Source organism: Clavibacter sp. AC415, from assembly GCF_979252985.1.
This window is the reverse complement of the sequence record NZ_CEEDAR010000020.1, coordinates 82,490-109,180: the sequence shown is the minus strand read 5'-3', so window position 1 is coordinate 109,180 and position 26,691 is coordinate 82,490. Positions and strand designations below refer to the sequence as shown.

Genomic DNA, 26,691 nt, shown 5'->3' with positions numbered 1-26,691 from the left:
GGCGTCACCTCACCTGGGGTGACGGCGCAGCGTCGCCCATCGCGTGGAGGAGGTAGGACGCTCGGACAGCGAGCGCGTACCTGGTGTCCATCGCGACGTCCCGAGGATCGTGGAGGGCGGCGTCCACGGCGGCGACGTCGATACCCGTGACTCCGGCGATGTTCGTCGGTGTCAGCTCCAGCGTGCACGTCAGCGTCTCGAGGATCGATCGCAATCGGATGTCGTCATCGACGCCCGAGCCCGCGGTCAGGCGCGCCACGAGTCCGCTCACACGGACCGTCTCCTCGGACGTGAGGAGTCCCGCGCGGGCGGTGATGCCCGATCCGTCGTCGACCGACTCGCTCGTGAGTCGCAGGAGCAGCGTGCTCGAGATGCCGGTCGCCGCGGACAGCGAGCCGATGGTGATCCGACCCTCTGCGACGACGCGACTCAGCTCCCTCATCGTGTCCAGCGGATCAGTGCTCACGTGATCTCCTTCCGAGCCGGGCGCAGCATCCTGCCTTCGCCGTCGACCGCTGTGCCTCCTGCTGTCGCCGGGGCGCCGTCAGCAGCATGTGCACAGGGTGTTGTCGGGACCGGTGGTCGCGACAGGGAGCCCGGCGAAGAATGCCTCGCCCGTGAGCGTGCCGGAATGGAGGTGCCCTGTCAGCCGACTCGTCGGCACATCTCCCTCGAACAGGAGCGCGGGGGTTGATCCGCCGCCGAATCCACTCGTGAGGTCAGTGACGCTGGACTTCCCGACGGAGTTCGTGGCCGGGACGGACATGTCGACCGCGTGATGGTAGACGCCCCTGTCCGCCGTGACAGTGAGCGTCCCGGCATCCCCCCGGTAGACGACATCAGACGAGATGACGCCCGACGCGCCCGAGACGCTGGCCATCCTGTACGTGACGCTCTCCCCCTCCCGAAGAGCGGTGGTTGCGTTCCCAACCGTCACGTCGTACGGATTCGAGGTAGGAGACTCGTCCGCCATGGCGGACGGCGTCACCGCTCCGATGGAAAGAAGCGACAACATCATCGCGAGGACGACCGACCTTCTTCGCCCGGGCCTCCGTGGGCCCAGGCGACGAGCCTGCGGTCCGAGGTCGTGATGAGCGACACCGCTGGCATGTCCGGAATTCGTGGACATGCTTGCCTCCTTCGGCAGCTGTGAACCGCTACGCCGCGGCTCGGCAGTGACGCTACGGCTTCCCGCAGGACCGCTCGCCGTTCACGCACATGACGACGGGGTTGACGCCCGGCATACGTGCACCTCTCTTGGCGAGCCGTGGCCATGGCGCGTCGTGCACAGCGCGGCGGACCTCGGCCTGACGGCGGCAGACCTCGGACGTCCTCCGGTAGCGAGGATCCGGCCCCTGCGGACCTCGAGCAGGCGCGACCGTCAGGGCAGCGGGATCACCCGGTCCGCGACGGTCCGCCCGCCGACCTCGGCGCGGCCGTCGTCGCGCAGTTGCGTGACCAGCTCGCTTCCGCGACCCTGCGTGATCCGCAGGGCGCGGCCGAGGTGCGCGGTGACGCGGAGGGCGGCGGATCCGGTCGCCTCGTCCTCGGGGATGCCGAGCGCGGGAGCGGACATGCGCGCGCGGATGTGACCCGCGGCCCGGTCGATCCACGCCCACGCGTAGAGGTGCTCGACGCCCGACGCCTCGGCGAGCGCCGGCAGGTCGAGGGCGAGGAGCTCGGCGACGGAGCCCACAGGGTGCCAGGTGAACTCCGGGCACCACGCCGGATCCGCCGCGACGCGCACGGCGTCGGCTGCGTGCGTCACCGCGACGACGCCGGCGGGCACCCGCAGGCGCTCGACGCGCGCTCCCCGCGATGCCAGCCACCAGGCCGTGCCGACGGTGGGGTGCCCGGCGAAGGGCAGCTCGCGTGCGGGCGTGAGGATGCGGAGCGCGGCGCCCGGGGATCCGCGCCCACCGCGTCCACCGCGTCGACGAACACGGTCTCGCTGAACCCGAGCTCCTGCGCGATCGCGAGCTCCCGGCCGACGGTGCGCGGCGACGCGAGCACGATGCCGAGCTCGTTGCCGTGGCGCCCGTCCGCGTCGGCGAAGACGCGGACGACGTGGACCTCGTCCGGCCGCACGCCGTCGAGGCCCGCGACCGGACGCGCCGTCACAGCTTCGCGTAGCGCGCGCGGGCGCCGCAGTACAGGCCGTAGGCGATGAGGCCGAGGCCCGTCACCGCCAGGACGGCGACGCCCGCGGGCAGCCCGGCGAGCGACTGCAGCGCCCCGTCGAGGCCCGTGGCCCTGCTGGGGTCGGCCGTGACCGCGCCGACGACGAACAGCACGCCGACCACGACGAGGGCCACGCCCTTCGCGACGTACCCGGCGACCCCGAGCGCGGTGATCCCGCGGCCGAGGGAGCCGGACGGCACCGAGATGTCCTCCTGGAATCGCTTCGTCGCGCCCTTGAAGCCGAAGTACGCGCCCACCGCGATCACGGCGAGGCCGAGGACCACGAGCAGGGCCACGCCGCCGGGGGCCTCGAGGAGCCGGGCGCTGAGCGACTGCGTCTGCTCCGACGAGTCGCTCGACCCGCCCATGGCGAAGCGCAGCGCCGTGGCCGCGACGGCCAGGTACGCGACGGCCTTGCCGAGCTCCTTCGCGCGCGCCGCCCACGTGCGCTTCGCATCCTCGCCCCGGGCGAGCACGGTCTCGATCAGCTGCCAGAGGCCGAGCCCGACGAGCCCCACGACGACGACCCACAGGAGCACGCGGCCGCCGGGCGACCCGGCGATGGACCCGAGCGCGCCCGACTGGTCGGCCTCGCCGCCTCCGCCGCCCGTGGCGAGGCGGAACGCGATGACGCCGATGAGGAGGTGCAGCAGTCCGTTGACCGCGTGCCCGAGGCGCGCGGCGACGGCGAAGCCGGGCGCGCGCTGGAGGCTCGACGCGGCGCCGCTGGCGCTCACCGGTCGACGCGGACGGTCGACGCGGGGCCGGCGGAGCGGCCCGTGAGCTTCGCCGTGAGTCCGCGCGCGGCCCGCTTCACGGGTTCCACGGGGGACGCCGCGTGCGGATCCGGCTCCGCCTCGTCCGGCTCCATCACGATCTTCCACGCCGTCCAGGCGACGGCGGTGAGGGGCACGGAGAGGATGGCGCCGACGATGCCGCCGAGGATCGTGCCCGCGGTCAGCGCCAGCAGCACGACGAGGCCGTGGAGCTTGAGGGCGTTGCCGAGCACGACCGGCTGCAACAGGTTGCCCTCGAGCTGGTTCACGAGCACCACGATGCCGACGACGATGAGGGCCGTCGTGAGGTCGTTGGTGACGAGCGCGACGAGCGCCGCGAGGATGCCCGCGACGGTCGCGCCGACGATCGGCACGAACGCGCCGATGAAGACGACGAGCGCGAGGGGCAGCGCCAGCGGCACGCCGAGGATGACGAGGCCCGCGCCGATGAAGACGGTGTCGACGAGCGCGACGGTCGCCGTGCCGCGGATGTACCCGCCGAGGACCCGGGCGCCCTCGTGGCCGACGCGGACCGCGCGCTTGCGGCCGCGACCGCGGAACGGGCGGATGAGGAAGGCCCAGATGCGCGGCCCGTCCTTGACGAAGTAGAAGAACACGACGAGCCCCAGCACGGCGCCCGTCACGACCTCGGCCGCCGCGGAGACGCCCGCGATGGCGCCGGAGCCGAACTGGCTGCTGGTGAGGAAGTCGACGGCGGACTGGCGGAAGGAGTCGATCTGCGCCGAGTCGATCGGCAGCCCGCCCTCCTCGATGAAGCCCTGCAGCTGGTCGACGCCCTCGCTGGTGGCCTTCACGAGCGTCGGCCACTGGCTCTGCACGCCGAAGACGACGGCGGTGATGGCGCCGCCGAAGAGCACCAGGCCGGTGAGGAGCGCGATGACCGCGGCGAGCGCGTCAGGGAGGCCGCGGCGCTCCATCCACTGCACCATCGGGCGCACGGCGCACGCGAGGATCAGCGCGATGATCACCGGGATCACGACGAGCTTGAGCGAGATGGCGGCGTAGACGATCGCGATGGCGACCACGAGGACCGCGAGGACCTGCACGCAGCGGATGGAGAGGCGGCCGAGCTTGTCCTGCCACACGGACGGAGGGGTGGTCATGCCGTCCACCCTACGGGCGGGTGGGCCGCGCGACCGGGCCGCGATCCGCGCCCGGACACGCCGCGACCGGCCGATACGCTCGATCCATGGGACCCCGCCTCTCCGTCGTCCGCGAGGGCGAGCTCGCCGTCGCCGACCACGTCGCGATCGCCGCGCTCCTCGCGCGCGCCTTCCCCGACTTCCGCGAGGGCTACGCGGGGGCGCGCAGCTGGGCGGGGGCGCAGCCCGAGCTGCGGGTCCTCGCCCACGACGGCGACGAGCTGGTGGCGCACGCCGGGATCCGCCGCATGTACGTGGGCACGGGCGACGGCGACGGGGATCCGGCCGACGACCTCCTCGTCGGGTCCACCGGGATGGTGGCCGTGCACCCCGACCGGCAGGGGCAGGGCCTCGGCACGCTGCTCGCCGACGGGATCCGCGGCGCCCTCGCCCGCCTCGCCGTGCCCTTCGGCCTCCTCGAGACGGGCGAGGGCACGACCGGCTACTACGAGCGCCACGGCTGGGTCCCGCTGCCCGGCCGCACCGGCCACTACAACGGCTTCACCCTCCTCGGCGCGGCCGAGGTCGTGCACCAGGACCACGGCTGGCTCATGCTCCCCGTGTTGTCGGCCGCCGACGCGTTCCCCGCGGGCGACCTGCACGTGAACGGGCAGCTGGTGTGACCGGGCTCGACCCCGTCGTCCACCGGATCCTCCCCGAGGACTGGCGCGAGTACCGCACGCTCCGCCTGGAGATGCTGGAGGACACCCCGCTCGCGTACCTCGAGACCCTGGAGACGGCGCGCGGTCTCACCGACGCCCAGTGGCGGGCCCGCGCGGAGCGCCCCTCCCAGCAGGGGTCGACGGCGTACGCGGCAGTCGACCGCGGCACCGGGCGCTGGCTCGGGGCGATGAACGCGTTCGTCACGACCGACCGCGCCGTCGTCATGCTCGTGAGCGTCTACATCACGCCGGATGCCCGGGGCCGGGCCGCCGGCGTCGCCGACCTCCTCCTGGACGCCGTCGTGGCCTGGGCCCGCGAGCGCCCGGGCGCCTCGGCCCTCCGCCTCGAGGTGCACGAGGACAACCCCCGCGCCCGCGCCTTCTACGAGCGCCGCGGCTTCCGCCTCACCGGCCGGAGCGTCCCGTACGCCCTCGACCGCGCGCAGCGGGACCTGGAGATGGAGCTGCCGCTCGCGTGATCCGCGAACCGCGGTCCGTGATCGGCGATCCGCGACCCGCGACCCGCGATCCGTGACCCGCGATCCGCGATCCGCGCGACGGGCGCCGCCCGGTCGGCCGGGCGGCGCCCGCGGGTCACGAGGCCGCTGCCGCCCGGTAGGTGTCGTGCAGGGTGCTCGTCCACTGCGGCCCGAAGGCGACGTGGGTGAACCGGTGGTACGCGAACGTCGTCATGCCGCGCTGGACGTCGCCCGAGCCGTCCTCCGTGGCCCTCCACGGCGAACCGCTGATGCCGGCGCGCAGCTCGGTCCCGATGCCCTCGATCGCGTAGTCCTCGTTGGCCCACGGGTTGGGCTCGACCGTGCCGACCACGTCCACGACCCGCGTGCCGTCGTGACCGCCGTCGAGCGCGTAACCGGAGGCGCGGTACTCGTCGTCGTCCTCCTGCCCCGCGAAGAGCACGCCGGACGCCCCGACGGTCGAGGAGAGCGTCGCCCCGGCAGCGGCACCGGCGGGCGCCTGCACCTGGAAGAACGCCGAGTCGAAGTCGACGGCGCGGTCCGTGACCCAGCGCGACTGCACGGTGACCGCGGTCGCGGCCCAGACGCCCTCGGGCGCGGTCCCGTCGTACCCCGGGACGAAGACGAGCTCGCTGACGAACGCGTCCTCCAGCGCCGAGACGCACCTGCCCGACGTGGCGACGAGGTCGCCCGATCGGGAGACGACGGCGTTCCCGGTGCAGCGCTGGTCGACGCCGCCGCTGCGGAAGAAGACGACGCCGAGGTGGTCGGCGGCGGCGAAGCCCGGGACCGCGGTCGTCTCGTCGAGGTCCGCGACGGCACCGGGGGCGACGACGGCCGAGGTGTCGAGCGCCGCGGACGTGTCCGTGGCGCTCGCGGGCGGATCGCCGTCGGCCGGGTCCGCGTCGACGAACCGGTTCGTCGTGGCCGCGTGCATGCGCGCGGGCGTCCATGCGGCGGCAGCCGCCGTGGCGCTGTCGGCCGGGATCGTGTGGTGCAGGATGCCCGACGAGGGGCCGGCGACCGGACCGGGAGCGGCGATGGCCACCCCCGGTCCGGCGAGCATTCCCGCGGTCAGCGCGGCGCAGGCCGCGGTCCCGAGGAGCGTGGTGCGGGTGGCAGATGCCATCGTGTCGTCCTGTTCTACGAGGGGGGTCGCGCCGATCGGCGCGGCCCGACACTGGCACGCGCGCGCCCCCGGGGCGGGGGCGCGGCCCACAGGCCGTCCCGGCTCCCGCCGACCGCCCGCCGTGCACGCACGACGCCCGCCCCCTCGGCGAGGGGACGGGCGTCGTGTCGTGCGATCAGCGGATCACCGCCGCGGCTCAGTGGGCCGCGACGGAGACCTCCTCGGCGTCGCGCGTCGGGCCGGGGGTGGCCTCGGCGACCGGCGCGGAGCCGGCGAGCGGCGGCAGGCCCGCGGCGACGGCCGCGCCCAGCCACGCGTCGACGTTCGTCCAGTACTGGATGACGCGGGCGCGGAGCTCGGCGGTGGTGACCTTGCTCACGTGGCCGACGATGTTGCCGACGAGGCGCTCGCGCTGGGCGTCGTCCATCGACTCGTTGACGAGCATCCGGGCCTGGACGAAGTCGTCGTCCTCGGCGTGCAGCGTGGCCGCCGAGCGGACGAGCTCGCCGTCCTGCTCCCAGCCGGCGCTCTCCGCGGCGCGGGCGGGGTCGGCGTGCGCGCCCCCGTGCGAGTTGGGCGCGTAGACCGGCGTTCCCGCGTCCTGGAACGTGTAGCGCCCCTGGCCGTCCTTCGAGTAGCTGTGCACGGGCGACTTCGCCGCGTTCACCGGCAGCTGCGCGTGGTTGGTCCCCACGCGGTAGCGGTGCGCGTCGGCGTAGCTGAAGATGCGCGCGAGGAGCATCCTGTCGGGGCTGGCCTGGATCCCGGGCACGAAGTTCGAGGGCGCGAACGCGGCCTGCTCGATCTGCGCGAAGTAGTTCTCCGGGTTCCGGTTGAGGGTCATGGTGCCGACCTCGATGCGCGGGTAGTCCTTCTGCGACCAGACCTTCGTGAGGTCGAAGGGGTTGAAGCGGTACGTCTTCGCGTCCTCGTAGGGCATGACCTGCACCTCGAGCTTCCACTCCGGGTAGTCGCCCCGGTCGATGGCCTCGGTGAGGTCGCGGATGTGGAAGTCGGCGTCCTCGCCGGCGATCTGGTCGGCCTGCTCCTGCTTCAGGATCTCGATGCCCTGCTGCGTCTTGAAGTGGTACTTCACCCAGAAGCGCTCGCCCGCGGCGTTCACCCACTGGTAGGTGTGCGAGCCGAAGCCGTCCATGTGGCGCCAGGAGCTCGGGAGCCCGCGGTCGCCCATGAGCCAGGTGACCTGGTGGGCGGACTCGGGCGAGAGCGTCCAGAAGTCCCACTGCATGTCGTGGTCGCGCAGGTGCGAGCCCGGGAGGCGCTTCTGCGAGCGGATGAAGTCGGGGAACTTGATCCCGTCGCGGATGAAGAAGACGGGCGTGTTGTTGCCCACGAGGTCGTAGTTGCCCTCGTCCGTGTAGAACTTCAGCGCGAAGCCGCGCGGGTCGCGCCACGTGTCGGGGCTGCCCTGCTCACCGGCGACGGTGCTGAAGCGGGCCAGCATCTCGACCTCGGCGCCCGGCTGGAAGAGCGAGGCGCGGGTGTACGCGCTCACGTCGCCCGTGGTGCGGAAGGTGCCGAACGCGCCGCCGCCCTTGGCGTGGACGACGCGCTCCGGGATGCGCTCGCGGTTGAACTGCGCGAGCTTCTCGACGAGGTAGTGGTCGTGCAGCGGGATGGATCCGTCGGGGCCGACGGAGAGCGAGTGCTGGTCGCTGGCGACCGGGGCGCCGGAGTCGGTGGTCGTGTGCTTCTGGTCGGTCATGGGGTTTCTCCTGTCAGCGGTGGAACGGGGAGGTGCTGGCTCGGGTCGTCCGGCCGTGGGGCGGCCGGTGGCGACGGTCAGGTCGCGACGGTGGCACCGGGTTCCGCGGATGCGGTCCGGCAGGCGGGGCACAGGCCCCAGTACGTCACCTCGGCGCTCGCCACGAGGAATCCCGCCGCGTCGGACGGCGCGAGGCAGGGGGACTCCCCCACGGCGCAGTCCACGTCGACGATCGTCCGGCAGGACGTGCACACGAGGTGGTGGTGGTTGTCGCCCGTCCGCCGCTCGTAGCGCGCGGAGGATCCCGCGGGCTCGATGCGGCGCACGAGCCCCGCGGCCAGGAGCGCGCCGAGCACGCCGTAGACCGCCTGGATGCTCGTGCCGGGCAACTCGCCCTTGACCGCGCGGAGCACCTCGTCGGCGTCCGAGTGGGGCCGGGCGTCGACGGCCGTGAGGACGGCGACGCGCGGACCGGTCACCCGGAGGCCCGCCTCCCGCAGCGCGGCGCGCAGGGCGTCGGCGTCGAGGGGCGGCGCGTGGTGGTGCGCGTGGTCGGTGGGCATGCGCCCGAGTCAAGCACACTTCCCTTGACTCATTCAAAACAACGCGTGGACGCGGCGCGTCGGCCGCCGGAGCGTGCCTAGGCTCGACGGGCGGCCCATCCGGCCGCGGGAGATCGGAGCACCGCATGAAGCACATCCACACCGGCACGGGCCTCGACATCGGCCGCATCGGCCTCGGCTGCATGGGCATGAGCGCGTTCTACGACGGCGCGGGAGAGGACGAGCAGGAGTCGGTCCGCACCCTGCACCGCGCGGTCGAGCAGGGCGTCACGCTCTTCGACACCGCCGAGGCATACGGGCCGTTCACCAACGAGCGGCTGGTCGGATCCGCCCTCGCCGCCCACCGCGACGACGTCGTCATCGCCACCAAGTTCGGCCTGCTGAGGCACGCGCCGGGCCGGGACGCCGAGGACTACGAGCGCGGCATGGACAGCTCTCCCGCGGGCATCCGCATCGCCGTCGAGGCCTCGCTGCAGCGCCTCGGGACCGACCGCATCGACGTGCTCTACCAGCACCGCGTCGACCCGTCCGTGCCGATCGAGGAGACGGTCGGCGCCATGAAGGAGCTCGTCGAGGAGGGCAAGGTCCTGCACCTGGGCCTCTCCGAGGCCGGGCCCGACACCATCCGCCGCGCGCACGCCGTGCACCCCATCGCGGTGCTGCAGAGCGAGTACTCCATCTGGACGCGCGACCCCGAGGGCCCCGTGCGCGAGGTGCTGCGCGAGCTCGGCATCGGCCTCGTGGCCTACTCGCCGCTCGGCCGCGGCTTCCTCACCGGGGCGATCCGAAGCGCCGCCGACCTCTCGGACGCCGACTACCGCTCCTCGTCGCCGCGCTTCGCGGAGGAGGCCTTCGCGCAGAACATGCGGATCGTCGACGCCGTGACAGCCGTCGCGGGCGAGCTCGACGCGACGCCGGCACAGGTCGCGCTCGCGTGGATCCTCGCGCAGGGCGACGACATCGCCGTCATCCCGGGCACCAAGCGCGTCAGCCGCCTCGACGAGAACGTGGGCGCGGACGCGGTGACGCTCTCCGCCGACCAGCTCGCGCGGCTCTCGTCGCTGCCCACGCCGGTCGGCGACCGCTACGAGGACATGACTCCCCTCGGGCGCTGATCCGCTCCGACGGCCCGCGGGCCCGGTCGCCTCGGCGGCCGGGCCCGCGTCGCGTCATGCGGGATGCGACCTCCGGATGACGCGGTCGCCTGCTGCCGCCTCCTATCGTCCTTCGATGGATCGACTTTCGATGCACGGAGGAGGACGGCCATGGCGGAGGCGACGAGGATCGGCGTGAAGGCGCTGGTGACGGTGCTGGTGGCGCTCGGGATCGTGGTGCAGGCGCTCATGGTGTCCGCGGCCACCGGGCCGCTGCGCGAGAGCGAGGCCGACCTGGACGGGCTCGTCGTGCCGGTCGCGGTGTGGATCGTCGCCGTCACGCTGTGCGCGCAGGCGGTGCTCGTCATCATCTGGCGGCTCACGTCCCTGACCGCGGGCGACGCCATCTTCGACGATCGCGCGTTCGCGCTGGTGCGGGCCATGATCGCGCTGGGCGCCGTCGCGGCGGGCCTCGCGGTCGCCGCCGTCGTGGGGCTCGCCGTCGCCGGCATCACGCCGCCGGCCGTCATGGTCGCCCTGGTCGGGGTGACCGCCCTCTGCGCCGCCTTCTGCCTCGTCCTGGTGACCATGCTCGGCCTGCTCCGCCGCGCCGCCGCCTCGCACGCCGAGCTCGCGCAGGTCGTCTGATGCCGATCGAGGTCGACCTCGACTCGCACCTCGCCGCGCGCGGCATGACCGTGGCCGAGCTGGCGACGGCGATCGGGATCACGCCGGCGAACGTCTTCGTGCTGAAGAACGGCCGCGCGAAGGCGGTGCGCTTCTCGACGCTCGAGGCGATATGCCGGGTGCTGGAGTGCCAGCCGGGCGACGTGCTGTCGTTCCGCGAGGGCTGACGGGCGTCAGGCGCCCTGCTCGAGCCCGCGGTGCCGGTTGGCGAGCACGGGCAGCGTGCCGCGCGCGGCGTCGACGGCCGCGGGGTCGATGTCGACGACGAGCAGCTCCTCCTCGCCGCCGAGCCGGTGCAGCACCTCGCCGAGCGGGACACCACGGCGCTCCGGCCGATGCCGGTGGGCGCGCCGCCCGCGGGGTCGTGGCCGCGGGATCCGGCCGGCAGCGTCGCGGGGTCGCCCTGGCCGACGGCGACCACGAAGGTCGTGGAGTCGAGCGCGCGGGCCCGGAGGAGCAGGTCCCACTGGTCGGCCTTGCCGGGGCCCGCGCCCCAGCTGGCGCAGACGACGCTGACGACCGCGCCCCGGTCGGCGCCCGCGAGGAAGAGCGCGGGGAAGCGCACGTCGTAGCAGGTGGCGAGCGACGCGCGCGTGCCGCCGACCTCGATCACCGCGACGGCGTCGCCCGGGTCGACGGCGTCGGACTCGCGGAACCCGAACGCGTCGAACAGGTGGATCTTGTCGTACGACCCCGCGCCCGCGGGCTCCGCGCCGGCGGGTCGGGCGACGAGCAGGGTGTTGCGCACGCGTCCATCGGCCCCGGGCGTGAACATGCCGGCCACGATGACGATGCCGAGTCGGTCGGCGATCGACCGGACGCCCGAGGCCCACGGCCCGTCGAGCGGCTCCGCGATCTCCGGGAGCGGGTGCCCGAACGCGCGCTGCGTCGCCTCGGGGAGCACCACGAGCTCGGCGCCCTGCCGCGCGGCGTCCTCGGCGACGCGCTCGACGCGTGCGAGGTTGTCCGCGGGATCCGGGGAGCTGATGATCTGGGCTAGCGCGACTCTCATGGTCCTCCTCCTGATGTATACATAGCGTATGCGAGAACGGGCGGGCGATCCAGGGTCACCGGCGAGCGCCCTCTCCGGCCGCGCGCGGGCCTACGAGTTCCTGCACGCGCACGTCCTCACCGACCCGGACCAGCAGGGCGCGTTCCTCAACGAGCAGGAGCTGGCGGAGCGCATCGGCGTCTCGCGCACGCCCGTCCGCGAGGCCCTCCTGCTGCTCGCCGCCGACGACCTGGTCGAGATGATCCCCAAGCGCGGCGCCCGCATCCCCGTCATCACCGGTCGCGAGATCGGCGAGCTGATGGAGCTCCGCGGGGTCCTCGAGCGCCACGCGGCCACGAGCGCGGTGGCCCACGACCGCACGCCCCTCGACGCCATGCGCGCCGTGCTCGCGCAGCAGCGCGCGATGGTCGCCATGCCGCCGCGCGAGAGCGGCCGGGAGTTCATCGAGCACGACCGGCGCTTCCACCAGCTGCTCGTCGACGCCGCCGGGAGCGAGCTGATGAGCCGCACCTACGCGAAGCTCCGCGCCCGGCAGATCCTCGTCGGCGTCGAGGCGCTCTACCGCGCGACCGACCGGCAGGACCGCGTGTGCGAGGAGCACGCCGGCATCGTCGACGCGCTGGCCGCGGGCGACGCCGAGGCCGCGCGCGACGCGATCGACCGGCACCTGGCGGTCACGCTCGACGTCCTGCTGCGCGCCTGACGCCGACGCGCACGGCCTCCGGGCCGCGGGTCGCGGGCCGCGAGTCGCGGGCCGCGGGAGTCGGACGCGACGACGCCCGGATCCCGCAGCGGGGATCCGGGCGTCGACGGGCGGTGCCGGGGTCAGACCCGCGGTGCCGCGACGCCCTCGGCGCCCGACCGCACGTACTCCTCGTCCTCGGAGACGTCGGAGTCGCGGCCCATCGCGAGGCCCACGAGGGTGAGGACGACCGCGGCGGTGAGGTACAGCGCGATGCCGACCCAGCTGCCGGTCTCCTCGTAGATGATCGTGAACATCAGCGGCGCGATGGCCCCGCCGATGACGCCGGCGATCGTGTACGCCAGCGACGCGCCCGTGTAGCGGAGCCGCGGCGAGAACTGCTCGATGATGTACGCCGCCTGCGGCCCGTACATGAAGGAGTGGAAGAAGAGGCCGAGCACGATGCCGACGCCCAGCACGAAGGTCGACGAGCCGTCGGTGATGGCGAAGAAGACGTACGCCCAGACGGCGGCGCCCACCGCGGCGGCCGCGTACAGGGCCCGCCGGTTGATGCGGTCGCTCACGGCGCCCGCGAACGGGATGGTGAACAGCTGCACCGCGGATCCGACGAGCACGGCGACGAGCACCTGGCTGCGCTCGAAGCCGAGCGAGTTGACGCCGTAGGTGAGCGTGAAGACCGTGAAGAGCGCGTAGAGGACGTCGGGTCCGACGCGGGAGAGGATCGCGGCGACGAGCGGCCGGGCCTGCGTGCGGAAGACCTCGGAGATGGGCGCGCTCGGGCGGTCGCCCCGCTCCTGCAGCGCCTTGAACACGGGGGTGTCCTCGAGCTTCAGGCGGATCCAGAGGCCGAACGCCACGAGGAGCGCCGAGAGGAGGAACGCGACGCGCCAGCCCCAGTCGAGGAAGTCCTCCTCGGTGAGCAGCACGGTCAGCAGCGCGAGCGCGCCGTTGGCGAGCAGGTTGCCGGCGGGCGGACCCACCTGGGCGGCCGAGGACCAGAACCCGCGCCTCCGGGGATCCCCGAACTCGCTCGAGAGCAGCACCGCGCCGCCCCACTCGCCGCCCACGCCCACGCCCTGCGCGAAGCGGAGGAGCACGAGGATGATCGGCGCCGCGAGCCCGATGGTCGCGTAGCCCGGCAGCACGCCGATGAGGAACGTGGCGATGCCGATGAGCAGCAGCGTGAGCACGAGGACGGGCTTGCGGCCGATCTTGTCGCCGAGCCGGCCGAACACGAACCCGCCGACGGGGCGCGACACGTAGCCGACCGCGTAGGTGGAGAACGCGAGGATCGTCGCCGTGTACGGGTCCGACGACGGGAAGAAGACGACGGGGAAGACGACCGCGCTGGCGGCCGAGTAGACGGCGAAGTCGTACCACTCGAGCGAGGTGCCGGTGAGGCTCGCGGTGAAGGCCTTCGCGAGCTCCCGGCGGGTCGGCTTCGGGGTGTCGTGCGGTGCGCCGGACGCGGGCGCGGTGGTCGCCGCAGCGGCGGTGGGGTCGTCGGCCATGGGGCTCCTCGGGTGCGTGTCCGGGGGGCGGATCCGTGGGGCGGATCCCGCCGGTGGCCCGGTCTGTCTGCTGTATACAGTAGGCATACCGAGCCCTCGCGACCAGGTCGCGGGGCACGGATCCGCTTTTCTTCACACGCTCGAAACACACACCGGAGGACCCATGACCACCCTGCGCTTCCAGCTGCCCGACGGATCCACCACGAGCGTGGAGGTCACCAGCCTCCTCAACGCCGGCTACGCGGGCCGCGACCAGGCCGAGGTCCAGGCGCACATCGCCGAGCTCGCGGAGCTCGGCGTCCCCGGCCCCGACGTGACGCCGGCGCTCTACCCCGTCGCGCCGTACCTGGCGTCGCAGGCCGACTCCGTCCCCGCGCAGCACGGCCGCACCTCGGGCGAGGCCGAGTGGGCGCTCGTCATCACCGACGACGACGTGCTCCTCACGGTCGCGTGCGACCACACCGACCGCGCGCTCGAGGTGCACGGCGTCGCGTGGAGCAAGAACGCGGGCCCGGACGTCCTCGGCCGTCGCGCCTGGCGCCTCGCCGACGTGCGCGACCGGCTCGACGCGATCCGCCTGCGCGGCTGGGTGGGCGAGGAGGGCGCGGAGCTGCTGATCCAGGACTCCACCCTCGGCGCGCTCCTCACACCCGACCACTGGCTCGACGTGCTCGCCGAGCGCGGTCTCCGCGTGTCCGGCACCGTCCTCATCTCGGGCACCGTCGCGATGGTCCCGGGCGTCGACCAGTTCGCGTCGCGCTGGCACGTGCAGCTCGAGGACCCGGCGACCGGCGAGACCATCGACGCCGCCTACCGCGTGGAGCTGCTGCCGGAGGCCATCGGCTGACCCGGCCTCCGGAGCGCGCCCGCCGGACCCCGGCGGGCCGCGGCCGTCCGGTACGCTGAGCGCATCCACCCGCCTCCAGGAAGCCGGAGATCCATCGTGCCCACGATCGTCGTCGAAGTGATGCCCAAGGCCGAGCTGCTCGACCCCCAGGGGAAGGCCGTGGCCGGCGCCCTCGCCCGCCTCGGCAAGGACCGCTTCACCGGCGTCCGCATCGGCAAGCGCTTCGAGCTCACCGTCGAGGGCGAGGTGGACGACGCGCTGCTCGCCGACGTCCAGACCCTCGCCGCCGACATGCTGTCCAACTCCGTCATCGAGGACGTCATCAGCGTCCACGTCGCCGGGCTCGACGGGTTCGGCGTCTCCGCCGAGGCCGACATGGCCACGGGCAACGTCACCGACGACCACACGGTCGCCGACGGCGGCACCGCCGACACGAACGTCGGCGCGCACCCGCTCCCCCACGGCTCCGCCGCGGCGGAGCAGCGCTGATGCGCGTCGGGGTCATCACCTTCCCGGGATCCCTCGACGACCGCGACGCCCAGCGCGCCGTCCGTCTCGCGGGCGCCACCCCCGTCGCGCTGTGGCACGGCGACCACGATCTCCAGGGCGTCGACGCGGTCGTGCTCCCCGGCGGCTTCAGCTACGGCGACTACATGCGCGCCGGCGCCATCGCCGCGTTCGCGCCGATCATGCGCGAGGTGGTGGACGCGGCCGAGCGCGGCGTCCCCGTGCTCGGCATCTGCAACGGCTTCCAGATGCTCACCGAGGCGCACCTGCTGCCCGGCGGGCTGATCCGCAACGAGGCAGGGTCCTTCGTCTGCCGCGACCAGCGCCTCCGCGTCGAGGCCACGGCCACCGCGTGGACGAGCGCGTTCACGGACGGCGAGGAGATCACCATCCCGCTGAAGAACGGCGAGGGCGGCTTCATCGCCGACGCCGACACGCTCGACCGCCTCGAGGGCGAGGGCCGCGTGGCCTTCCGCTACCTCGGCGGCAACCCGAACGGGTCCCTGCGCGACATCGCCGGGATCACCAACGCCCGCGGCAACGTCGTCGGCCTCATGCCCCACCCCGAGCACGCCGTCGAGGAGGGCTTCGGACCGGACACCCCGGCCGCCATGCGCTCCGGTGTCGACGGCCTCCGCCTCTTCACGTCCGTCCTCGAAGGAGTCCTCGCGCAGTGAGCGTCCACGCCGATCCCGCATCCGTCCCCACCGACCCCGCGGGAGCGGACGCACGGAGCGCTCGCCGCCACGTCGCCGACACCGTCGAGATGGCCGAGCGCACCCCGGAGAAGGAGCAGCCGTACGCGGCGCTCGGGCTCACGGAGGGCGAGTACCTGCGCATCCGGGAGATCCTCGGCCGCCGCCCCACCAGCGGCGAGCTCGCCATGTACTCGGTCATGTGGAGCGAGCACTGCTCCTACAAGTCCTCCAAGAAGTACCTGCGCCAGTTCGGGCAGAAGGTGTCCGAGTCCATGAGGAAGGACCTCATGGTCGGCATGGGCGAGAACGCCGGCGTCGTCGACGTGGGCGAGGGCTGGGCCGTCACCTTCAAGATCGAGAGCCACAACCACCCCTCCTACATCGAGCCGTTCCAGGGCGCGGCGACCGGCGTCGGCGGCATCGTGCGCGACATCATCTCGATGGGCGCCCGGCCCGTCGCCGTCATGGACGCGCTCCGCTTCGGCGACATCGACGACCCGGACACCGCGCGCGTCGTGCACGGCGTCGTCTCCGGGATCAGCTTCTACGGCAACTGCCTGGGGCTGCCGAACATCGGCGGCGAGACCTACTTCGACCGCGTGTACCAGGGAAACCCCCTCGTGAACGCGCTCGCCGTGGGCGTCCTCCGCCACGAGGACCTCCACCTCGCCAACGCCCGCGGCGTCGGCAACAAGGTGGTGCTCTTCGGCGCCCGCACGGGCGGCGACGGCATCGGCGGCGCCTCCATCCTCGCGAGCGACACCTTCGCCGACGGCGGGCCGACCAAGCGCCCCGCGGTGCAGGTGGGCGACCCCTTCGCCGAGAAGGTGCTCATCGAGTGCTGCCTCGAGCTCTTCCGGGAGGACCTCGTCGAGGGCATCCAGGACCTGGGAGCCGCCGGCATCTCGTGCGCCACGAGCGAGCTCGCCTCCAACGGCGACGGCGGCATGCACATCCGGCTCGAGGAGGTGCTGCTGCGCGACCCGTCGCTCACGGCGGAGGAGATCCTCATGTCGGAGAGCCAGGAGCGCATGATGGCGGTCGTCAGCCCCGAGAAGCTCGAGGGCTTCCTCGCGGTCGTCGCGAAGTGGGACGTCGAGACGAGCGTGCTCGGCGAGGTCACCGACACCGGCCGCCTCGTCATCGACCACCACGGCGAGCGCATCGTCGACGTCGAGCCGCGCACCGTCGCGGTCGACGGTCCCGTGTACGACCGGCCCGTGGCCTACCCCGCGTGGATCGACGCCCTGCAGGCCGACTCCGCGTCGCGACTCGCGCGCCCCACCGCGCCCGACGACATCCGCGACCAGTTCCTGCAGCTCCTCGGCAGCCCCAACCTGGCCGACGCGTCGTGGATCACCGACCAGTACGACCGCTACGTCATGGGCAACACCGCCCTGTCGTTCCCGGACGACGCGGGCATGGTCCGCATCGACGAGGAGAGCGGGCTCGGCTTCTCGGTCGCCACCGACGCCAACGGCCGCTTCTGCCAGCTCGACCCGTACCGCGGCGCGCAGCTGGCGCTCGCGGAGGCGTACCGCAACGTCGCCGCCTCGGGCGCGACGCCCGTGGCCGTCAGCGACTGCCTCAACTTCGGCAGCCCCGAGGACCCCGAGGTCATGTGGCAGTTCAGCCGCACGGTCGAGGGCCTGGCCGACGGGTGCCTCGAGCTCGAGATCCCCGTGACCGGCGGCAACGTGTCCCTTTACAACCAGACGGGCACGCAGGCCATCCACCCGACGCCCGTCGTGGGGGTCCTCGGCGTGATCGACGACGTCGCGCGCCGCATCCCGTCCGGCTGGCAGGACGAGGGCGACAACATCTACCTGCTCGGCGTCACGCGCGAGGAGCTCGACGGCTCCGCGTGGGCGGGCACCGTGCACGACCACCTCGGCGGGGTCCCGCCCGTGGTCGACCTCGCCGCGGAGCGCGACCTCGCCTCGCTCATCGCGGCGGGCGGCACGCAGTCGCTCATCGCCAGCGCGCACGACCTCTCGGACGGCGGCCTCGGCCAGGCGCTCGCGGAGTCCGTGATGCGCTTCGGCGTGGGCGCGCGCGTCTGGCTCGACGGCATCGTCCAGCGCGACGGCGTCGACGCGGCCACCGCGCTCTTCTCCGAGTCCACCGGCCGCATGCTCGTCACGGTGCCCCGCGAGGACGACGTGAAGTTCCAGGGCCTCTGCGAGGGACGCGGCTACCCGGTGCTGCGCATCGGCGTCACGGACGCCCAGGCGCCCGGGCTGGAGCTGCAGGGCCTGTTCACCCTCTCCGTGGACGAGCTGCGCGGCGTCCACCGCGCCACGCTCCCCGCGCGCTTCGGCACGGTCGTGGAGGCCCGCGCATGACCGATGCCGCCTCGACCCCCGTGTGGTCGCCGTCCCTCGCCGAGCTCACGGAGCGCGTGCCGCTGCCCGCGGGCGCGGACATCCAGATGGGGCCCGTGCTCTACGACCACGCGGGCACCGAGCTGGAGGGGCTGCTCGCGCGCGACGCGTCGGCCCGCGGACGCCGCCCGGCCGTGGTCGTCGTCCACGACTGGTTCGGGGTCGGCGGGCACGTCGCCGCGCGGATCCAGATGCTGGCGCGCCTCGGCTACGTCGCCTTCGCGGCCGACGTGTACGGCCGCGACGTGCGCCCCGGCCCGGCCGACGCCGCCGAGGTCGCGGGCGCCTACTACGCCGACCTGCCGCTCATGCGCGCCCGGGTGCGCGCGGCGATCGACCGCGTGGCCGCCGAGCCCGACGTCGACCCCGCGCGCATCGCCGTCATGGGGTACTGCTTCGGCGGGAGCGCCGCCCTCGAGGTCGCCCGCGCGGGCGCGCCGGTGAAGGCGGCCGTCTCCCTGCACGGGAGCCTCGTCGTGCACGAGCCGGCCGACGTCGCCGGCATCGAGGCGGCGCTGCTGGTCCTCACCGGCGCGGACGACCCCCTGGTCCCGGACGACCGGGTCGCCGCCTTCCAGGCGGAGATGCGCACGCGTCCCGCGGTCGACTGGCAGGTCGTCGCGTACAGCGGGGCGATGCACGCGTTCTCGGTGCCGGGCGTCGACTCGCCCGACCACGGCGCGCAGTACCAGGACCGCGCCGAGCGCCGCTCGTGGCGCGCGCTCACGGACTTCCTCGCGGAGCACCTGGGCTGACGCCCTCCGCCCGCGTCGATCCGCGCGCCGTCGGCCACCGCCGGCGGCGCGCGCGTCTGTCCGCCGCCCCTGCGCCGGCTGGCGGATCCCTCCGCTCCAGGCCGACACGCCGCCACCGGGTTGCCATCCCCGCACCCCTCGCGTAGACCTGTGCGTGCAGTTCACGCATCCGCCACGTCCCGTTGGGTACCCGATCGTCCCGCCGGGCGCAGGCTGATCATGCGAGACACGTGCGACCCGAGGAGATCTCCATGATGGCCAGCGGCGGATTCAGCCGACGCGACCTGTTCGACGGTGCCGGATCCTCCGATCCGGGCGTCGGGCGCCCCACCCGCGGCTCCGGCACGGCGCTCCTCGAGCGCCCGCGTGCCGACGAGACGACGACCACGACGGACGGCCCGGACGGGACCGCGGAGGCCGACCCCCCTCCGTCTCGACCGGCGGCAGCGGCACCCGCTGCTCCCGCCCCGCCCCAGCAGGCGACCATCGGCTCGGCCGAGGGCGACCTCGTCCACGTCATGACCTGCAACATCCGCCTCGCCCGCGCCGGCACCGAGCCGGGCGACCCCGACCACTGGGGCGACCGCGAGCCGGTCCTCGCCCGCTTCCTGGAGCTCGAGCAGCCCACCGTCCTCGGCGTGCAGGAGGCCCTCTCCCGTCAGCTCCCCGCCATCGCCCGCGCCCTCCCCCACCACCGCATGCTCGGCTACGGCCGCGACGGCGGCTCGGGCGGGGAGTACAGCGCGATCTTCTACGACGAGCGCCGCCTCGACGTGGTCGCGTGGGACCAGTTCTGGCTCTCCGACCTGCCCGAGCTCATCGGCTCGCGCTCCTGGGGCTGCACCACCACCCGCATCGCCACGTGGGCGCGGTTCCGCGACCGCCGCAGCGGCGCGGAGTTCGTGCACCTCAACACGCACCTCGACCACGAGTCGGAGCTGGCGCGCGTGAAGAGCGCCGACCTCATCACCGAGCGGCTGCAGGAGGTCGCGTCCGGCGCTCCCGTCGTCGTCACGGGCGACTTCAACGCGCCGGCCGAGGAGTCGGCGGCGTACGACATCCTCACGCGCGACGCGGGGCTGGCGGACACGTGGACGACGGCGGCGCACCACGCGACGCCCGGCATCGGCACCTTCACCGCGTACGGCGACCCCGTGCCGGAGGGCGAGCGCATCGACTGGATCCTCGCGGGCACGGGCGTGGAGGTGGTCGACTCGGCCATCAACCCGTACACGTTCGAGGGCCGCTCGCCCTCGGACCATGCCGCCGTGCAGGCGCTCGTCCGGCTCGCGCGCACCGCCTGATCCCGGTCCTCCGCACGCCGCGGGGACCGGCGCACAGGGCGCGCGCAGCCACCTCCCCGGGATCGCGCCGCGCCCGGCACCCGCGGGCCCGCCGAACGCCGCATGGCACAATGGGTTGCGAGAGGCCCCGTGATCGCAGCGGCTGACGGGGTCACCGGCTCGCCGCTGCCGCGGATCCCTCCACCGATCGGATGAACACCTATGCCCGCACGTCGCATGGCCCGGGGCGCCGTCAGCGCCCTCGCCGCCGTCCTCCTGCTCGCCGGGTGCACCAGCGGGAACCCGCAGCCCACGCCCACCGCGACGGAGGCCGAACCGGCACCGAGCGCCTCGGCGACCACCGCACCCGAGGACATGGTGCGCATCGTCGTCATGGGCGACTCGAACACCAACGGCTTCGTCGGCACCCTGCCCCAGGGCATCGACCAGGGCATGGCCTACGTCGACTACGTCGTGGGCGACCCGCTGACCTTCGCCGGCGGCTGGGGCAACGACGGCGCCACGAGCACGTTCATGGCCGCCAACACGCCCACCGTCGAGGACGTGGACGTGGCGCTCATCATGATCGGCACCAACAACCGCCTCGCCGGCATCCCGGACACGCAGCTCGACACCGACATCCTGGAGACCGTGGGGAAGCTCGCGCCGAAGGAGACGGTGATCCTCGGCATCCCGCCGCAGAACGCCTCCCCCGAGACGCCGCCGCAGGTGAACGCCCACCTCGAGGAGTTCGCGGACGCCCAGGGCTTCCACTACTTCGACCCGTGGGTGAACCTCACGAACAAGGACGACAAGTGGCGGACCGAGTTCTTCCGCGACGGCATCCACACCAACATGACGGGCTACAAGCTGATGGGCGCGGAGGTGCGCAGGTTCGTGCGCACCGAGGTCCTCGACGAGTCCGCCCAGAAGTAGGGGCATCCCCCCGTCCTGCCGCCGGCGACCCGGCGGTTAGGGTCGAAGCGGTGCCGCGGGACGTGGCGCCCGCACCAGAGGAGAGCGCCGCGTGACCAGCACCGTGACAGTGAAGAGCGAGACCGGTCGCAAGATCGAGTTCCTCGAGGCGGTCCGCGGCGTCGCGTCGTTCATCGTGGTGCTCCAGCACCTCATCGCCGCCGAGTACCCCGCCTTCGAGGACTTCAGCCGCCAGTGGGTCGACGCCGGTCGCGTGGGCGTCGTCGCCTTCTTCCTCGTGAGCGGGTACGTCATCCCGCTGAGCCTGCAGCGCCAGGACACCCGCACGTTCCTCGTGCGCCGCGTGTACCGGCTGTTCCCTCTCTACTGGCTGGTGCTGGGGCTCATGATGCTCTGGGTGGCGACCACCGGCGACGGCGAGCTCGGCGGGCCGCTGACGATCATGGCCAACGTCCTCATGGTGCAGGGCGCCGTCGGCATCTACACGATCGTGCCGACCGCCTGGACCCTCGGCATCGAGCTGATCTTCTACGGCCAGTCCCTCGTGGCGAAGCTCATCGGCCGCCTCGACCGGAGCGTCGTCATGGGCTACGTCTGGCTCGCCGGGTTCGTCGCGGCGGCGATCGCCGGGCGGGTGCTCGAGCGGGAGCTCCCGTGGACCCTGCCGCTGCTGCTCTACACGGCCAGCCTCGGCCACGCGATCCACCTGCGCGACCGGGACGGCTCCGGCGCCTGGAAGGGCCTCCTCGTCGCCGGCGTCGTGGGCGTGCCGCTCTTCACGTACCTCAACGGCGGGCAGGACGCCACGTGGCCGCCCTTCGACTACTCCGTGTCCTTCCTCCTCGGGCTCGGCCTGTTCTTCGCGTTCTACGCGTCGCGGCAGGCCGCGCACTCGCGCGTGCTGATCTGGCTCGGTGCGGTCTCCTACGCCGCCTACCTGCTGCACCCGCTCGCCTACCGCGTCATGCGCGCCGTCGAGGTGCCCGAGGGGATCGTGCGCGTGATCGCCGCCATCGCCCTCACGCTCGTCGTCTCCTGGCTCGTGCACCGCTTCGTGGAGGTGCCGTTCATCGGCGTCGCGCGGCGCCTCACGAGCCGCTCCGCGGGCGCGAAGGCCCCGCGCGCCTGACCCGGACACCCCCGACGCGTCGCGGCGGGAGGGCCCGCCGGATTCGGACGCCGCGCATCCCGCCGCAGCGTCGCGGCGGGAGGGCCCGTCGGATCCGGACACCGCGCATCCCTCGGCAGCGTCCCGGCCCCGGGTCTCCGGGACGGCTACGGGTCTCCGGGCGGCTCCGCGTCTCCGGGACGACGCCGCACGGAGCGGCGGCTGACGCGTGCCCGTTCCCTCTCGACCATCGGCGCGGATGCCGCGCCGGGCGGGCGCCCACGAGCCCGCGTACCGGCGCATGGCGGAGCCGCCGCGCCCGGACACCGGCATGCGAGCACCGCTCCGAGGGCGCCGTGGGCGGGCGCTCCGGGATCTCGGGTGTCCGGGAACCGACCCTGCCCGCGGGCGCGGACGCGCAGCGACCGTGCGCCGCGGGCGGACCCCGCGCACCGGGCGGACCCCGCGCACCGGGCGCACCGTGGGCACCGGGCACCGGGCGCACAACGACGGGCGCCCCTCCGTGAGGAGGAGCGCCCGTCGTGGCGTGCGGTGAGGCGGCGGCGGCGGATCAGCCGGCGGCCGGTGCGGCCCCGAGGCCGAGCGGCGCGAGGATGTCCGACATGATCGGCGCCAGGTCCTGCGACTGGCGGGCCGTGAGGTGCGACGTGTCGCCGCGCACGGGGATCCCGTTGACGAACGCGGGGCAGGTGCCCTGGCTGCAGAACCAGCCCTGGGTGTTGATGAACTGGACCGGCGCACCGACCTCCTCCGCCGCCGCCTGCATGGTGCGGGCGTGGCTGATGAAGGAGGGGGAGACCGTCGACTGGCAGTCGTTCGGCGAGCTCGTCGGCGTCTTGCACTCCACGAGGGCCGTGGCTGCCGGCGGACGGGACAGGACGATCACGTTGGAGGAGGCCGTCTTGAGGGCCCCCATCGTGGTGAGCGCGCCGGCCTGCCACTCGCGGTCGGCGGCGCCGCCCGTGGCCTTGCTCGACAGGTAGGAGTTGTCGACGGCCTCGCTCATGAGGATGAGCGCGGGCTTGGTCGCCTCCATCTCGCCGAGGGCCCAGGTGCGGAAGTCCGTGCACTCCGTGTACTCGGATCCGTCGGTGTCCGTGCTCGTGACGGTCGACGCGGGGCAGCGGGCCATGGTGAGCACCCGCACCTTCCAGTCGTCGCCGAGGCTGGAGCGGAGCATGGGCGCGTAGCTGATCGCGAGCGAGTCGCCGAAGATGACCGCGGTCTTCTCGGGGCCCGCCTCGGCGTTGCCGTAGACGCAGTGGTCCGCGTTCGCGATCGCGTCCTTCTCCTTGGCGAGGTCGGCGCCGAGGCAGCCGTCCTTCGCCCACTCGGGCGCGATGACGTCGCGGCCGAAGTCGCCGAACGACTCCACGGCGGGATCGAGCGCCGGCCACTCGTCCGCGGCGAGGGCGGCGGAGATCTGCTCGCCGCGCACCTCGAGCGCGTTCCCGGTCGCGGGGGGCGGGGTCGCGGTCCCACCGGAACCGGAGAGGCCGCCGCCGCTGATGACGCTGCCGCCGGTGGGCTCGTCGCGAACGACGGCCACGGCGACGACGCCGACCACGGCGACCGCCACCACGGACAGCGCCGCGACGGTCATCTTGAGCTGCGCGGCGGAGGACCGGCGACCGGCCTTCCTCGGGTCGAGCCAGCTGGAGCGGCGGATCGGGTCCTCGACCAGGTGGAAGGACGCGATGGCGAGCACGAGCGTCGCGCCGATGGCGGCGCCGTAGTACTCGAGCGTGCCGGTGCCGAGCAGCGACGCCAGCAGGATGATCGCCGGGAAGTGCCAGAGGTAGAGGGAGAACGACAGGCGCCCGATGTAGGTGGTGACCGGGTTCGTGATGGGCACCATGGCCTTCGACACGCCGCCGATGCCCGACGCGATGACGAGCGCGGTCGAGACGACCGGGAGCAGGCCCGAGGGCACCGGGAAGGCGGTGTCGCCGGCGATGAGGAAGAACGACGCGACGATGCCGGCGAGGCCCACGTAGCCGAGGACCGGGCGGAGGGCGGCCGGCAGCGTGGAGATCCGCGCGGCAAAGATCGCGAGGAGCGCACCGATGCCGAGCTCCCACGCGCGGGAGAAGGTGGAGAAGTACGCGACGGTCGGGCGGGCCGAGGTCTCGTAGAAGCCCCAGGCCAGCGACGCGACGATGAGGACGCCGACCGTGATGCCGATCGTCTGGGTGAAGACGCGGGCGCGCTTGACGCGGTTCTTGGGCGTGCGGCGGCGGGCGAACGTGATGACCAGGAAGATCAGCACGGGCCAGACGACGTAGAACTGCTCCTCGACCGACAGCGACCAGTAGTGGCGGAACGGCGAGATGGGTCCGTCGGACGCGAAGTAGTCGGTGCCGGCGCTGGCGAAGTGCCAGTTGGAGACGAACAGGGCCGACCAGACGGCGTCCCAGAGGCTGGCCTGGGCCCGGACCACGTTGAAGACGAGGAACGAGAGGGCCGAGGTCACCACGAGCACGAGCAGCGCGGCCGGCATGATGCGGCGGACGCGGCGCTTGTAGAAGTCGACGAACGAGATCGTCTTGGTGCGCTCGTACTCCTTCAGCAGCAGGCCCGTGATGAGGAACCCGCTGATGACGAAGAAGACGTCGACGCCGACGAAGCCCCCGGAGGGCCAGTCGAAGAGGTGGTCGACGATCACCGCGACGACCGCGAGGGCGCGGAGGCCCTCGACGTCCGGGCGGAACCCGCGGTTCACCGTGGCGGTCGAATCCCCCGCGGGCGGGGGGTCTTGTCGTCCGGCGCGGAGCGGAGCTCCGACGGGTCGGGAAGCACGGGAGTACCCCGGCGAAATGTCTGCGAGCTCATGGCTCTCGTCCCTACTCACTCGTGTACCGCCGTGCAGCACTGCTGTAGGAGCGACCCTAACAGGGCGCCAGAGGCCCTACCATGCCCCGGACGGGGGCGTCCCGGGCTGCCGTGGGCACCCGTGGGCTGTGTGATGATAGACAGCCGAGGCTGTGGATATCCCACGTATGCGGACACTCCGCGCCTGTGTGCTTTTGGGGAAGGGTTCTAAGTTATGGCGCTCCGTGACTTCATTCGGATGCTGCGTAGGGGCGCGGTGCTCATCATCCTGACGCTCCTGGTCGGGGTCGGCGCCGCGGCGGCCTTCTCCCTCCTCCAGACGCCCGAGTACGAGGCGTCCACGAAGATGTTCGTGGCGCAGAGCAGCTCCGGCGGGGTCTCGGACCTGCAGCAGGGCAACAACTTCCTCACCCAGGCGGTGAAGAGCTACTCCGACGTCACCACGACCCGCGCAGTGCTCCAGCCCGTCATCGACGAGTTCGGCCTCGACGTCACGTCGCGCGAGCTCGCCGAGTCGGTCCGCGCCTCCGCGCCGCTCGACACGACGATCATCGACATCACCGTCAAGGACCAGAACCGCCAGGACGCCGCGACGCTCGCGGACGCCATCGGCGCGAGCCTCACCACCGTCGTCGGCAACCTCGTCCCCGAGACCATCGAGGGCACCCCGCAGGTGCAGATCACGCAGCTCGAGTCGGCGGAGATCCCCGATTCGCCGTCGTCGCCGAACCTGCCCGTCAACATCATCGTGGGCGCCATCATCGGCCTCCTCGTCGGCATGGGCGTGAGCCTCCTCCGCGAGACGCTCGACAACCGCATCCGCGGGGAGCGCGACGTCGAGCTCGTCACCACCAAGCCCATCCTCGGCGGCATCGCGTACGACCCGAAGGCGACCGAGCGTCCGCTCATCGTCCAGGACGACCCGCGCAGCCCCCGGGCGGAGTCCTTCCGCAGCCTCCGCACGAACCTCCAGTTCCTGGAGTTCGGCGGCCGCTCACGCAGCTTCGTCATCACCTCCTCCATCCAGGGCGAGGGCAAGTCGACCACCAGCTCGAACCTCGCGCTGGCCCTGGCCGACTCCGGCATCAAGGTCGTCCTCATCGACGCCGACCTCCGCCGTCCGCGCCTCGCGTCCTACATGGGCCTCGAGGGCGCCGTGGGCCTCACCGACATCCTCATCGGCCGCGCCGAGATCGAGGACGTCATCCAGCCCTGGGGCTCGGGCATGCTCTCGATCCTCCCCGCCGGCCAGATCCCGCCGAACCCGTCCGAGCTGCTCGGCTCGCAGGGCATGGCCCGCCTGCTGCAGGACCTCGAGGCGCGCTACGACGTGGTGCTCATCGACGCCCCGCCGCTGCTCCCCGTCACCGACGCGGCGATCCTGTCCAAGAACGCCGGCGGCGCGATCATCGTCGTCGCCGCGGGCCGCACGCACCGCACCCAGCTGAAGAGCGCCATCGCCAACCTCACGAACGTGGGCGCGGACGTGCTCGGCCTCGTCATCACCATGCTCCCCACCAAGGGCCCGGACGCGTACGGCTACGGCCACTACGGCTACGGGTACGGGTACACGGAGGACGAGGACGGCCAGAAGACCAAGGCGCCCATCGAGAAGATCAAGGCGTAGCTCCCCT

Annotated in this window: 25 protein-coding genes and 2 pseudogenes; 15 read left to right on the top strand and 12 right to left on the bottom strand. The window is 73.1% G+C overall.

Going from position 1 to position 26,691, the window contains the following annotated elements:
- Positions 1 to 4: 4 nt before the first annotated feature.
- From ACZ411_RS14275 to ACZ411_RS14250, 6 genes are all read right to left on the bottom strand, one after another.
- Positions 5 to 442 carry an HTH domain-containing protein gene (locus ACZ411_RS14275; protein WP_464171303.1) on the bottom strand — a complete coding sequence of 146 codons (438 nt, stop codon included), beginning with the start codon at positions 440 to 442 and terminating at the stop codon, positions 5 to 7.
- A 102-nt stretch (positions 443 to 544) separates the two neighbouring features.
- Complete coding sequence (locus ACZ411_RS14270) at positions 545 to 1,129, bottom strand: hypothetical protein (protein ID WP_464171302.1); 585 nt, start codon at positions 1,127 to 1,129, stop codon at positions 545 to 547.
- Between the two features lie 252 nt (positions 1,130 to 1,381).
- Positions 1,382 to 1,867, bottom strand: coding sequence for a hypothetical protein (locus ACZ411_RS14265; RefSeq protein WP_464171340.1), 486 nt, complete (start codon positions 1,865 to 1,867; stop codon positions 1,382 to 1,384).
- On the bottom strand, positions 1,765 to 2,121 hold the full coding sequence (locus tag ACZ411_RS14260) for a hypothetical protein (protein ID WP_464171301.1): 357 nt from the start codon (positions 2,119 to 2,121) through the stop codon (positions 1,765 to 1,767). The genes ACZ411_RS14265 and ACZ411_RS14260 overlap by 103 nt, the downstream gene beginning before the upstream one ends.
- The gene (locus tag ACZ411_RS14255; RefSeq protein WP_464171300.1) at positions 2,118 to 2,918 is read right to left on the bottom strand and encodes a DUF1206 domain-containing protein; all 801 of its coding nucleotides are present in this window, start codon (positions 2,916 to 2,918) and stop codon (positions 2,118 to 2,120) included. Before ACZ411_RS14255 ends, ACZ411_RS14260 begins: the two co-directional genes overlap by 4 nt.
- Positions 2,915 to 4,081 (bottom strand): AI-2E family transporter, encoded by a 1,167-nt coding sequence (locus ACZ411_RS14250; RefSeq protein ID WP_464171299.1) that lies wholly within the window; start codon positions 4,079 to 4,081, stop codon positions 2,915 to 2,917. Before ACZ411_RS14250 ends, ACZ411_RS14255 begins: the two co-directional genes overlap by 4 nt.
- Before the next feature lie 86 nt (positions 4,082 to 4,167).
- Here ACZ411_RS14250 and ACZ411_RS14245 point away from each other — a divergent pair, with 86 nt between their 5' ends.
- Positions 4,168 to 4,743, top strand: coding sequence for a GNAT family N-acetyltransferase (locus ACZ411_RS14245; protein WP_464171298.1), 576 nt, complete (start codon positions 4,168 to 4,170; stop codon positions 4,741 to 4,743).
- On the top strand, positions 4,740 to 5,261 hold the full coding sequence (locus tag ACZ411_RS14240; RefSeq protein WP_464171297.1) for a GNAT family N-acetyltransferase: 522 nt from the start codon (positions 4,740 to 4,742) through the stop codon (positions 5,259 to 5,261). The genes ACZ411_RS14245 and ACZ411_RS14240 overlap by 4 nt, the downstream gene beginning before the upstream one ends.
- A gap of 115 nt (positions 5,262 to 5,376) precedes the next feature.
- Here the strand turns inward: ACZ411_RS14240 and ACZ411_RS14235 are convergent, their stop codons facing one another.
- From ACZ411_RS14235 to ACZ411_RS14225, 3 genes are all read right to left on the bottom strand, one after another.
- Entirely contained in the window at positions 5,377 to 6,390 is a 1,014-nt protein-coding gene (locus ACZ411_RS14235) for a trypsin-like serine peptidase (RefSeq protein WP_464171296.1), read from the bottom strand.
- Between the two features lie 196 nt (positions 6,391 to 6,586).
- Positions 6,587 to 8,116, bottom strand: coding sequence for a catalase (locus tag ACZ411_RS14230; protein ID WP_464171295.1), 1,530 nt, complete (start codon positions 8,114 to 8,116; stop codon positions 6,587 to 6,589).
- A 77-nt stretch (positions 8,117 to 8,193) separates the two neighbouring features.
- The gene (locus ACZ411_RS14225) at positions 8,194 to 8,679 is read right to left on the bottom strand and encodes a Fur family transcriptional regulator (RefSeq protein ID WP_464171294.1); all 486 of its coding nucleotides are present in this window, start codon (positions 8,677 to 8,679) and stop codon (positions 8,194 to 8,196) included.
- 125 nt (positions 8,680 to 8,804) lie between these two features.
- Here ACZ411_RS14225 and ACZ411_RS14220 point away from each other — a divergent pair, with 125 nt between their 5' ends.
- From ACZ411_RS14220 to ACZ411_RS14210, 3 genes are all read left to right on the top strand, one after another.
- Positions 8,805 to 9,794 carry an aldo/keto reductase gene (locus ACZ411_RS14220; protein ID WP_464171293.1) on the top strand — a complete coding sequence of 330 codons (990 nt, stop codon included), beginning with the start codon at positions 8,805 to 8,807 and terminating at the stop codon, positions 9,792 to 9,794.
- Between the two features lie 150 nt (positions 9,795 to 9,944).
- Positions 9,945 to 10,421 carry a DUF2975 domain-containing protein gene (locus ACZ411_RS14215; protein ID WP_464171292.1) on the top strand — a complete coding sequence of 159 codons (477 nt, stop codon included), beginning with the start codon at positions 9,945 to 9,947 and terminating at the stop codon, positions 10,419 to 10,421.
- The gene (locus tag ACZ411_RS14210) at positions 10,421 to 10,627 is read left to right on the top strand and encodes a helix-turn-helix domain-containing protein (protein ID WP_094115171.1); all 207 of its coding nucleotides are present in this window, start codon (positions 10,421 to 10,423) and stop codon (positions 10,625 to 10,627) included. The genes ACZ411_RS14215 and ACZ411_RS14210 overlap by 1 nt, the downstream gene beginning before the upstream one ends.
- 6 nt (positions 10,628 to 10,633) lie before the next feature.
- On the opposite strand, the pseudogene ACZ411_RS14205 reads toward ACZ411_RS14210, so the two are convergent.
- A pseudogene (locus tag ACZ411_RS14205) lies at positions 10,634 to 11,472 on the bottom strand (carbon-nitrogen hydrolase family protein).
- 28 nt (positions 11,473 to 11,500) lie between these two features.
- Here ACZ411_RS14205 and ACZ411_RS14200 point away from each other — a divergent pair.
- Positions 11,501 to 12,175 carry a GntR family transcriptional regulator gene (locus ACZ411_RS14200; protein ID WP_104344567.1) on the top strand — a complete coding sequence of 225 codons (675 nt, stop codon included), beginning with the start codon at positions 11,501 to 11,503 and terminating at the stop codon, positions 12,173 to 12,175.
- Positions 12,176 to 12,297: 122 nt separating this feature from the next.
- Here the strand turns inward: ACZ411_RS14200 and ACZ411_RS14195 are convergent, their stop codons facing one another.
- Positions 12,298 to 13,686 (bottom strand): MFS transporter, encoded by a 1,389-nt coding sequence (locus tag ACZ411_RS14195; RefSeq protein ID WP_464171291.1) that lies wholly within the window; start codon positions 13,684 to 13,686, stop codon positions 12,298 to 12,300.
- 163 nt (positions 13,687 to 13,849) lie between these two features.
- Between ACZ411_RS14195 and ACZ411_RS14190 the strand changes: the two genes are divergently transcribed.
- The 8 genes and pseudogenes from ACZ411_RS14190 to ACZ411_RS14155 all read left to right on the top strand — a co-directional run bounded on the left by ACZ411_RS14190 (position 13,850) and on the right by ACZ411_RS14155 (position 22,225).
- Positions 13,850 to 14,533: a DUF2848 domain-containing protein gene (locus ACZ411_RS14190; protein ID WP_464171290.1), complete on the top strand. Its 684-nt coding sequence runs from the start codon at positions 13,850 to 13,852 to the stop codon at positions 14,531 to 14,533.
- A 96-nt stretch (positions 14,534 to 14,629) separates the two neighbouring features.
- Positions 14,630 to 14,869, top strand: a pseudogene (gene purS / locus ACZ411_RS14185) (phosphoribosylformylglycinamidine synthase subunit PurS); the annotation flags it as partial.
- Between the two features lie 152 nt (positions 14,870 to 15,021).
- Positions 15,022 to 15,717 (top strand): phosphoribosylformylglycinamidine synthase subunit PurQ, encoded by a 696-nt coding sequence (purQ, locus tag ACZ411_RS14180; protein ID WP_094115166.1) that lies wholly within the window; start codon positions 15,022 to 15,024, stop codon positions 15,715 to 15,717.
- Positions 15,714 to 18,083: a phosphoribosylformylglycinamidine synthase subunit PurL gene (purL, locus tag ACZ411_RS14175; RefSeq protein WP_104290365.1), complete on the top strand. Its 2,370-nt coding sequence runs from the start codon at positions 15,714 to 15,716 to the stop codon at positions 18,081 to 18,083. The genes purQ and purL overlap by 4 nt, the downstream gene beginning before the upstream one ends.
- Entirely contained in the window at positions 18,080 to 18,877 is a 798-nt protein-coding gene (locus ACZ411_RS14170) for a dienelactone hydrolase family protein (protein ID WP_104290366.1), read from the top strand. The genes purL and ACZ411_RS14170 overlap by 4 nt, the downstream gene beginning before the upstream one ends.
- 251 nt (positions 18,878 to 19,128) lie before the next feature.
- Positions 19,129 to 20,181 (top strand): endonuclease/exonuclease/phosphatase family protein, encoded by a 1,053-nt coding sequence (locus tag ACZ411_RS14165; RefSeq protein ID WP_464171289.1) that lies wholly within the window; start codon positions 19,129 to 19,131, stop codon positions 20,179 to 20,181.
- A gap of 201 nt (positions 20,182 to 20,382) precedes the next feature.
- Positions 20,383 to 21,096 carry an SGNH/GDSL hydrolase family protein gene (locus ACZ411_RS14160; RefSeq protein WP_094115163.1) on the top strand — a complete coding sequence of 238 codons (714 nt, stop codon included), beginning with the start codon at positions 20,383 to 20,385 and terminating at the stop codon, positions 21,094 to 21,096.
- A gap of 91 nt (positions 21,097 to 21,187) precedes the next feature.
- Positions 21,188 to 22,225, top strand: coding sequence for an acyltransferase family protein (locus ACZ411_RS14155; protein ID WP_094115162.1), 1,038 nt, complete (start codon positions 21,188 to 21,190; stop codon positions 22,223 to 22,225).
- Between the two features lie 550 nt (positions 22,226 to 22,775).
- Here ACZ411_RS14155 and ACZ411_RS14150 read toward each other — a convergent pair.
- Complete coding sequence (locus ACZ411_RS14150) at positions 22,776 to 24,947, bottom strand: acyltransferase family protein (RefSeq protein WP_464171288.1); 2,172 nt, start codon at positions 24,945 to 24,947, stop codon at positions 22,776 to 22,778.
- Positions 24,948 to 25,295: 348 nt separating this feature from the next.
- Here ACZ411_RS14150 and ACZ411_RS14145 point away from each other — a divergent pair, with 348 nt between their 5' ends.
- Positions 25,296 to 26,684, top strand: coding sequence for a tyrosine-protein kinase domain-containing protein (locus ACZ411_RS14145; protein WP_464171287.1), 1,389 nt, complete (start codon positions 25,296 to 25,298; stop codon positions 26,682 to 26,684).
- The last annotated feature ends 7 nt before the right edge of the window (positions 26,685 to 26,691 follow it).

Coding starts and splice junctions, on each gene's coding strand:
- ACZ411_RS14200 (WP_104344567.1), top strand. CDS start 11,501: ATGCGAGAACGGGCGGGCGATCCAGGGTCACCGGCGAGCGCCCTCTCC.
- ACZ411_RS14165 (WP_464171289.1), top strand. CDS start 19,129: ATGATGGCCAGCGGCGGATTCAGCCGACGCGACCTGTTCGACGGTGCC.
- ACZ411_RS14145 (WP_464171287.1), top strand. CDS start 25,296: ATGCTGCGTAGGGGCGCGGTGCTCATCATCCTGACGCTCCTGGTCGGG.
- ACZ411_RS14230 (WP_464171295.1), bottom strand. CDS start 8,116: ATGACCGACCAGAAGCACACGACCACCGACTCCGGCGCCCCGGTCGCC.
- purQ (WP_094115166.1), top strand. CDS start 15,022: ATGCGCGTCGGGGTCATCACCTTCCCGGGATCCCTCGACGACCGCGAC.
- ACZ411_RS14220 (WP_464171293.1), top strand. CDS start 8,805: ATGAAGCACATCCACACCGGCACGGGCCTCGACATCGGCCGCATCGGC.
- ACZ411_RS14250 (WP_464171299.1), bottom strand. CDS start 4,081: ATGACCACCCCTCCGTCCGTGTGGCAGGACAAGCTCGGCCGCCTCTCC.
- ACZ411_RS14160 (WP_094115163.1), top strand. CDS start 20,383: ATGCCCGCACGTCGCATGGCCCGGGGCGCCGTCAGCGCCCTCGCCGCC.
- ACZ411_RS14170 (WP_104290366.1), top strand. CDS start 18,080: ATGACCGATGCCGCCTCGACCCCCGTGTGGTCGCCGTCCCTCGCCGAG.
- ACZ411_RS14245 (WP_464171298.1), top strand. CDS start 4,168: ATGGGACCCCGCCTCTCCGTCGTCCGCGAGGGCGAGCTCGCCGTCGCC.
- ACZ411_RS14270 (WP_464171302.1), bottom strand. CDS start 1,129: ATGTCCACGAATTCCGGACATGCCAGCGGTGTCGCTCATCACGACCTC.
- ACZ411_RS14195 (WP_464171291.1), bottom strand. CDS start 13,686: ATGGCCGACGACCCCACCGCCGCTGCGGCGACCACCGCGCCCGCGTCC.
- ACZ411_RS14190 (WP_464171290.1), top strand. CDS start 13,850: ATGACCACCCTGCGCTTCCAGCTGCCCGACGGATCCACCACGAGCGTG.
- ACZ411_RS14225 (WP_464171294.1), bottom strand. CDS start 8,679: ATGCCCACCGACCACGCGCACCACCACGCGCCGCCCCTCGACGCCGAC.
- ACZ411_RS14235 (WP_464171296.1), bottom strand. CDS start 6,390: ATGGCATCTGCCACCCGCACCACGCTCCTCGGGACCGCGGCCTGCGCC.
- ACZ411_RS14210 (WP_094115171.1), top strand. CDS start 10,421: ATGCCGATCGAGGTCGACCTCGACTCGCACCTCGCCGCGCGCGGCATG.
- ACZ411_RS14275 (WP_464171303.1), bottom strand. CDS start 442: ATGAGGGAGCTGAGTCGCGTCGTCGCAGAGGGTCGGATCACCATCGGC.
- ACZ411_RS14215 (WP_464171292.1), top strand. CDS start 9,945: ATGGCGGAGGCGACGAGGATCGGCGTGAAGGCGCTGGTGACGGTGCTG.